Source organism: Portibacter lacus (genome assembly GCF_021533215.1).
Lineage (GTDB): Bacteria > Bacteroidota > Bacteroidia > Chitinophagales > Saprospiraceae > Portibacter > Portibacter lacus.
This window is the reverse complement of sequence record NZ_JAJNKA010000001.1, coordinates 605,921-614,915: the sequence shown is the minus strand read 5'-3', so window position 1 is coordinate 614,915 and position 8,995 is coordinate 605,921. Positions and strand designations below refer to the sequence as shown.

Genomic DNA, 8,995 nt, shown 5'->3' with positions numbered 1-8,995 from the left:
ATATGCCAAAGAGAATTTAATATTCTGGCTTAGAAATTTCAATAGTTTAAAACTATATTCCAACCCCAAAGGACTAGTTTAAAAAAACTATTTTCGACCAGAACCACTTGGATAAAAACAACGAACATAACGATAAACAAGCTGTTTCAAAAGCCGTAGCTCATGAAATGGAATCAGCTGATACGATTTTCGCAACTGAATACATTGCGCCTCCTCCCCTATTTTTAGCCGCAGACCCAAAACACATAAAGGAAGAAGTAGAAAACGAAGAGAAGGACCAAAAATTTAGCCCTGCAGAATTAACCGATCAAGTAGATCAAAAAAATAGCCCAGATCCTATCGGTGCCGATCTAAAAAATGATTCCGCTACAGTTAAAGCAAATGCTACTGTCAAAGAGGATGAAAAAGAGGAAGAAATAATGGATGGTCCTGCTGTAGATTTAATCTTTGCAGATGACTCCCCAGAACCTCCTAATGATGAAGGTGAAGAAGAAAATGGTGCCGCTTCTGGAGGCGATGGCGGTGGTAGTGATGATGATAACCCAATACAAAAGAAAGAAGGAAATTCCACCTCTTCGGCATCATCTTCTACATCTGGTAATGGTGTTCCTGCTGAAGTCATGTCTAAGATGGAAGCAAGTATAGGAGCTGACTTTTCTAACGTAGAAATTAATGCTAACTCTTCTAAAGCTAAAGATTCTGGTGCACTTGCATTTGCCCAAGGAAATAAGGTTCACTTTGCACCTGGCCAATTCAATCCTACTACCTCAAGTGGTCAAAAACTATTAGGCCATGAATTAGCACATGTTAAACAACAACGCGAAGGAAAGGTAAAGCCAACTACTTCAGTTAATGGAATGTCCGTTAACGATGATCCCAAATTGGAAAAAGCTGCTGACATAGCGGGAGAAAAAGCTGCCAATTTTAAACCAGAACAACAAATATCAAAACCAAAAATTGATGATTCCTCTTTAGGACAAGTAACCCAAAAGAAAATTGGGCCTTATAAAGAAGGTTATCAATTCCCAAATAATGAGTCACAACCTGTTCAAGGCTTTTTTCCACTTCTTGCACTAGGTGCTGTTGCCTTAGGCGGCGCCCTAGGAATAGGAGCTGGAGCAGCCATTTACTCTACCACGGATGATCATAGGGAAAGAAATGTACAAAATAGATTTCCAGCTGGAATTCTAAGAGATAGCGTAACAGGTGTTACTGGATCGTATGAATATGTAGAAGGAGGGAGTAATTTGTACTTAGATGATGAAAATAGGGAGTGGAGACTACTTTCTGATGCAAAAAATGTTTTTCATCAACCTGAAGGTGCGCCAAGTGGATTTTCACCAAATAAGAAATTTCTATCCTTCGATACAAGAGGCGGTTCTTTTGAAGCGATTCTCCAACCAAACCCAGATGGGACTTATACCAACAACTGGTTAAATAGCGGAGATAGACAAGGAACCTATAATTATTATGATCCTGATACTGCTCCTGTAGGTCACGTGCTATATGACGTTTTGCCTCATATGGTACCTGGAGGTGGAAATTATGGAAATACGCCTACCGCTCAACAAAAATCAGAAACGGATAATGATTCAGCAACTTCCCAACTAAAACTTGAGGAAGATTCTACTTCCGATAATCCAAAATCTTTTAGTGGTTCCGCTAAGATAATGCAGCAAAAAACTGCACAATTCTTTGATGTTATCCAAAGACACGGACCGACACCTGCTGCAGATGCAACTCCTGCTCCGCCTAATAATTCAACTCCAGTACCTGTACCTGCGCCAACGCCTGCGCCTGTTCCTAATGAAAGTAATTCAGACCAGGCTAACTTAGAAGAAAATGTATGCTTACCAGATGGAAGCACAGAAAATATAGGAAGCGATATCCCGACACCCAGTGCAGCTCCTACGCCTGAACCCGTAGAGACTCCAGCTCCAGAACAGGTGGTAAACCAAGCGACTGAAAATGATCCAAATTCTGGTGTCGACTGGGATAAATTCTGGTCAGATAATGGATTAAATATAGCTAGGACGGTAGCTGAACCCTTCAGACTAATTCCTGTATATGGATTGTTACCAGGATTCGCAGCAGACACAATGGAAACGATCGGAGACTTGCAAGCTGCTCAACCCACGAATGATGAGTTTATTGAAATAATGATTGCGCTGCGGATGCCAGTCGTTCTTTTCAATAATGTTGTTGGTCATTTATTGTATATAGATGAACTAGCCCAAGATGCTGCTATCGGCTCTGTTTTGGGAGTTGAATTAGTTGCACTAACTGCACCTACTGCAGAATTGTTATCATCGATCCGTATTGGCTTGCTTACTGCACAAACTATAATAGATGGTTGCGTACTAGCTAAATCTATCATGGGGATGAATTCTTTAGCGAGCACTCCAGATGAGAAAAAAGCTTACGAAGACGTTTTCGCCGGTTACGATGCAAATCTAATGATGGATGGCTTAGATTTCATTCTGACTGGATTAGATATGGGAACCGGTGGACTTGCTAATGGTTCCGTTATAGGCCAATTCATGCGAGTTGGTAAAAACATCGTTAAAAGAAAACATTTGTTTTCCGAATTAGCTCAAAACGTTATTATTGCTTGGGCTGGTGTATGGGGCGGAAATGCTGTTGGTGCTGTAACTTCATCAGGTGATCCTGCTCAACCTAAAATGGATAGCGATGGAACAATTCAGAAAAAAGATGGCGAAACTTCTCTTCCGAGAGAAGTCGCTGCACAAATTATACTTGCTGAACTTAATAAAATAGAAGGCGCTTATAACTTAGGAACTGGAATTTTAGATGGAACAGCAGACCAACTTGAATTTGTGCTGGATAATGTGAATGAATTAAGTGAAAAACTTACTGATCAAGAAGCACTGCCATTGTTAAAAAGTGGTATGATCAAAGGACTTGATTATTTATTAGGTCAATTGCAAGGCATTCAGCAGACACAACCCTTTATTACCAGTGCAGAAGAAAAAACAGTTTCTCTACATGAGTTTTTGGACAGCGCAGAAAAAACACTTCAAAGCCTTGAATTGCCAGAAGTATCGGTAGGAGATATTCCGATGGTTCCAGGTTTTATGGAAGATCTCGCAGAAGGTGGTGTCAATTTAATTATTGAAAATCTCAATACTGCTATTAATGAAGTCAAGGAAATGGGTTTCGGTGCAATCCAAGCAATGCGAGAAAACGCAACTGAACTTGGAACATTTTTACACACGCTAACTCAGGTTCTAGACGAACAAATGGATTTTATATCCACGAAGATCGAAGAGTTTAGAGAATTCGTTAATAGTATCGACTCTCTTGAAGATATAGGCGATGTGATGTTAGCTGAAATTTCTCAGTTACTCGGACTCGATCCACCATTAACAGTAGAATCTGTTAAAGCAGGTTGGGAAGATTTGAACCAAACAATTCGAGGTGGTTTTGAAATGGCTCGTAACATGGTAGATGAGGATGTTCGAGGCAATACACATCAAGGAAAATTCGAAGACAGTGCGCAATTAAAGGAGAGTCAATCACCATCTCCCGCTGAAGAAACAATCACCCCATTTCAACTAAAACAAGAAACACAAGAACCAGTCGTTCAAAAATTCGATTGGACTTTCGGCATTGGCGGTGCAATAGATGATTACAAACAAGATCATTACGATCGGAATCAGTTTAATCAAGCGCCACAGCAAGAACCTGTAGACGATCCTAATTGGAGACGACTTCCTGATAACCAGTCTATTTATCATCAAAATGGAGCTGATGGCGCTGGTAATAGAAAATATGTCAGTACTAATGGTGGAAATTTCGAAGCGGTATACGATTCGAATGGGCAGTTAGTAACCGATGATGCAAATATGGGAACCTATAATTATAGTGGCCCAGATGATACAGCAGGACATCTAATAGACGATGTTGTGCCTTATTGGTTATTCGGAAATAACGAAAATGATGACACGCCATTAGTTAACCGAATTGCCGGTCCACGAATCATGGAACGTACTGGTGATAAAATTGGAGAAGGTGTAGATGCTGCTGGAGATTTCTTAGGTGGTGTATGGAATGCTACTGGAGGACAATTATTCGGAGGAAGCGGAGACACAACACAACAGAAATCAGAGGAAGATATCCAAATGAAGTCCGATCATCCTGCTCAATTGATGATTGGAGATGAAGAAGAGGAAGAAGAAATTCAATTAAAAAGGAATAATGTCCAGCTTAAAGAAGATGCTAACATTGACAATGAAAACAATAAGCAACATCAAGCCGTCCAAAAAAAGGACAACGCAGCAGAAAAACCTAGTCCAATTAATGACGCCCCTTCACAATTAAAAGCCACAGATATAATTCCTTCTGGGGTCAATGTTCATACTGAATCTAGCAAGGCAACGGAAATGGGTGCTCTAGCCTTTGCGCAAGGATCTGATATTCACTTTGCACCAGGTCAGTTCAAACCCAATACCAGAGCAGGCCAAGAACTAATAGGACACGAACTCGGTCACATCGTTCAACAAAAGGAAGGAAGAGTACAGCCAACTACCCAATTAAAAGGAGTCAATGTTAATAATGATAAAGGCCTTGAAAAAGAAGCAGATGATTTCGGTGTTAAATTCGCGGATTCATTACAAAATAAAAGTACTCCTGTAGCACAAGGAAAATTCGATAGCGGATTTTCAATCAATAAACCCTCTCTTCAGAAGAAAGAAAATCCAAATTTAGCAGCTCCTTTGCAAATGAAGGAAGCGGCTGGAGCCGGAGGAGGCGGAGGATCATCTGAAGGTAGCGGTCCTATTTCAGTAAATGGCTCACAGACAGGTGTAAAAGACTTAATGGCTTCATCTCCACTGCCATTATTCACTAAAATTAAAACTACTCCTGCAAGTATCAATTCAGCAATGAACTCTGAATCGACTGAACTTAAAGGCAGTTTCCCTAATATACAACAACCTACAGGTATAGAAAATCAACCAGTGACTGAAGGCGCTGGACAAGAAACTACTCCAACATCAGGTCCACATGATACTCCTTCTTTAGGATATGCTGGACAAGGGGGCGCAGGAGAAACAACGGTTTCACCTGTTGGACCTGTTAACCAAGGTCCGAATGCAGATCTTCCCACTTCGCAAGTAACGGCAATGCCTCCTTCACCTGTTCCTACAGTTAATGGTGCGCCGCCATCTACCACGAATATTACTATAGGAGATGATACGGTAGATTACTCTGCAGGAACACGTCCTGATGTCGATACATCAGGTGAAGCTGATCCGTCACAAATGACTACTCAGGAAACAAGTGATACCTCAAAAGTTCAGGGAGAACTAACAACCGCAAATCAAGATATAGGTAAGGACCATGGAGAAAATGATATCTATCCACATTATGATGAACTAGAGCAGTTAACTCCCGAAATAGAAATTCCACAAGGACAGCAGCTTGCCATCCCTGAAATGGAGGAGCTAACTGAAAGACGTGCAGAAGTTGATGCAGCATTTAACATGCATGCGCAGCCGAAGTTAAATGAGGATATGGCTGAACATGTGGCCGCGAATGAAGCTGAAGTAGCCAAAATGAATCAAGGTTCGCAGGAAGAATGGACCACCTATGAAACAAGCAAGACAGAAGAAGAAGCTAGAGTGAAAGCTGAACAGGAGACTGCGCAAAATAACGCACAAACTGAAGTTGATACTCAAAAACAAAATTGGCAAACTGAAAACGATGCTGTTAAGGAAAAATTTGCAAGTGATGCTTCTTTAGCAAAAGCAGAATATCAAGGTAAAATAGATAGTGAAATTACAACTGCAGATACTAGCGTAGAAGCCACCCTCACACAAGCAGAAATAGATGCACAAACACAAGCGGATTTAGCGCAGACAGATGCCGATCAAAAGGAAAAAGAAGCAGAAGAGAAGAAAAGTGGCGGATTCTTTGGTTGGCTTGCCGATAAAGTGTCTAAAGCTTTAGATTGGTTAAAGGATAGGTTCAATGAAATCATTGATGCTTTAAAAACTGCCGTCGATGCCATAATTGATATTGCCAAGAGAGCAGCGAATACAATAATAGAAGCAGCGCGTAGAGCAATAACTGGTCTTATAAGAGCATTTGGAGCCATTCTTAAAACGTTTGTTGATATCGCATTTGCAGCTTTTCCAGAAATTCGAGACCGGATTAAAAATGTAATTGATACAGCAGTTGATACTGCGGTAGAAATAGTGAATACACTTGCTGATGGGTTAAAGGATTTTGTCAATGCATTGTTAGATGCCTTAGGTGCTGCACTTAAATTCTTATTAGATGCATATCAAGCATATATCAATTTCTTAATTGACGCGATTAAATTTATTACAGTTGGTTTATTCAAAATATTCCAATTCATCACCAACTTAGTTGTAGGTGCATGGAAAGCTCCGCCACAATTCTTTGGGTGCCTTGCAGAAGATGCACTCGGCGGAAACCCAGGTGAGCCACTTAAAGATATAGAAGTGCCTAATGGGCAAGAAGATTTATGGGCTAAAGCGATGGGACTAGAGACTGCCGACGGAGACGGATTAGCCGGTGACGAAGAAGGACTAAGCGCTGAAGTGATGGACTTATTAACAAAAGGAGAGTTATCTGAATCTGACGTAACCTTAGAACCTAATCCAGCTGTGGAGCTTAGTCCTACCCTACTTGCTCAATTAGCAAGTCTCCAGGATGGACAGATTCAAGAGTTAGGAGGTGCAGGTGGAGATAGTGTCTCTACACAGGAATTTCAAGCATCTGCTGCTGATGCGGCTGGATATGACCTTTCGGGAATAGACCCGAGTTTATTAGATCCAGAAGCAGTTGCAGGACCTGAAGGAGAAGAAGGTGGAATTCCAAATCCTGATTTCAAGACCATGTCTGATGAAGCTAAATTACAGTACTATTTAGATCAGATGCTTCCTGAAACGGAACAAGCAGCAGCACAACAACCATCGCCTGAAGCAGCAGGAAAAGAAGCGAGTAATTCTGAGACAACAGATGCAGCATTGATTGCTAAAACAGGGCGATTAGGTGTAGGCCAACGACTAGCTTTTATGGGCAAGCAGATGCTTACTGGAATGAAAGTATTCTGGAACACTTACAAAGCTTGGATTATCGGTGGCTTAGTGACTGCATTAATTGCAGCAGGAGCGATCGCCTTTTTCACAGGTGGTGCAGGATTAGCATTGGCAGTTGATATAATTTTAAAAGCAATGATCGTCATCTTTGGGGCGATTGCAATTGCTAAAGCTTCAGGTCATGTATGGGAGTATGTGAAACACGCATGGGCTGGAAATACAGATGCCGCAGGTAAATCGTTAGCCATGGCCTGCGCAGTTCTTGTGAATGAGTTTTTAGTCGACAAGATTCTCATGGGAATGGGAAAAGTGTTCAGAAGAACAATGAAAGCCATTAAAGCGAGCAGAGTCGGAAGAGCAGCTGCAAGAGTTGTAAATGTTGTCAGAAAAGGTACACAAGGCGGGTCGAAAGTAGTTCGGAGAGGAATTTCAGCTATTAAGAATAGCAGACTTGTTGTTAAGCTAAAGAGTGTGATTGGAAGAGGAGTAGATAGCTTTATGGATCTACGAAGACGAATCCTTGAAAAATTTGGTTTCGATCGAATGTGGTTTGAGAAAGTTAATAAGTATGTAGAATTATGGGCTAGTTTCAATCCAAAAATTCTTCTGATGCGGATGAATACAGATACTGATCAGATAGAAGTGGAAGATATCGATGCTGTTGCTCCAAACACAAGTAACCTTGCTCCAAAAACTGGAGACACTTTACCTAATGGTACAACAATGGGTGCAGAAAGAATAGGAAGATCATCTACAGCAATAGATGCTGACGGAGCATCAAGTGTTATTGTGTCTGATGATTTCATGAGAAGGATAAATGATCCTAGTTTAAGTCCTGCTGACCGTCAAGCGATATTGCAAGAACTTAAGGCAAGAGTGGATGCTGGCGATTATCATGCAATAAGAGAATTTGTCGAGGCTCAAGGAGCCCTCAAGTTCAATAGAGAAGAATTTTTAGAAATGTTCCCTGGGCAGGAGAAAGTTGCAGACGCAATTGAAGCAAGACATCAGCTTCGCAGCAATATGGGAGACCTGCCAGATTTAGATATTCCTTACGAAGCTCATCATTTAATTCCGGTTGAGGTACTGAAGAGCACAGATGCAGATGGAATATTGATGAGAATGGCTATCGAAGGTGGTTTTGATTTTAATTCAGCATTAAATGGTAGGTGGGCAGCAAAATACTCTGAATCACTTGGCTTAGGCGGAATTCATGCCTCTCATCCTCAATATACAAGTCAAATTCAATTAGCTATTCAAAAACGTGCAGCGCAATTGGATATTGATGAAATAACAGCAGACATAGCAAGAGAAGAAATTGAGAAAATCCTTAAGGAGATTCAATATGCCTTTGATAATAATCTTCAACTTGAAAACCCAATTAAATTAAATGATTTAGATCTAGACTTAACATCCACACCAGTAAGAGGTGTTAGTCGAAATGCATTTCTCAATTCTGCAGAACAATTAGCAAAAGATCCAGTATTTGGTAATGAAATGTATGATTTGTGGGTGAAACAAGATTGGGCAGAAATAGAAAGGGTATTTACTGAACGCGCGATTAAATATCCTCCTAATCAGGGATTTGTAGATATAACAGAAGTTGCTTTAAAAGTAGATACTGTAATAGATAGGTATGGAGGATTCATAGATGATGCAGGGGATTTCCAAGATTATGGACGATTCGTTGCACCTGACTCTGCACCATTTGACTCAAGAGCCTTACCTGATGATTCCTTAAGCAAACCTTACCGTCGATACCGTGTCGTGAAAGAGATTCCATCAGTTGGTGCTGGACAAGCAATACCGTGGTTTGGAAAACCAGGCTTAGGAACACAGTATTTATTCCAGAAGAGTATTAATGAACTCTTGGAAGAGGGTTTTATTGAATTATTAGATTAAAGATA

1 protein-coding gene is annotated in these 8,995 nt (G+C 40.7%); it reads left to right on the top strand.

Annotated elements, in window-relative coordinates:
* The first annotated feature begins 107 nt into the window (after window positions 1-107).
* The gene (locus L2586_RS02180; RefSeq protein ID WP_235291125.1) at window positions 108-8,990 is read left to right on the top strand and encodes an eCIS core domain-containing protein; all 8,883 of its coding nucleotides are present in this window, start codon (window positions 108-110) and stop codon (window positions 8,988-8,990) included.
* The last annotated feature ends 5 nt before the right edge of the window (window positions 8,991-8,995 follow it).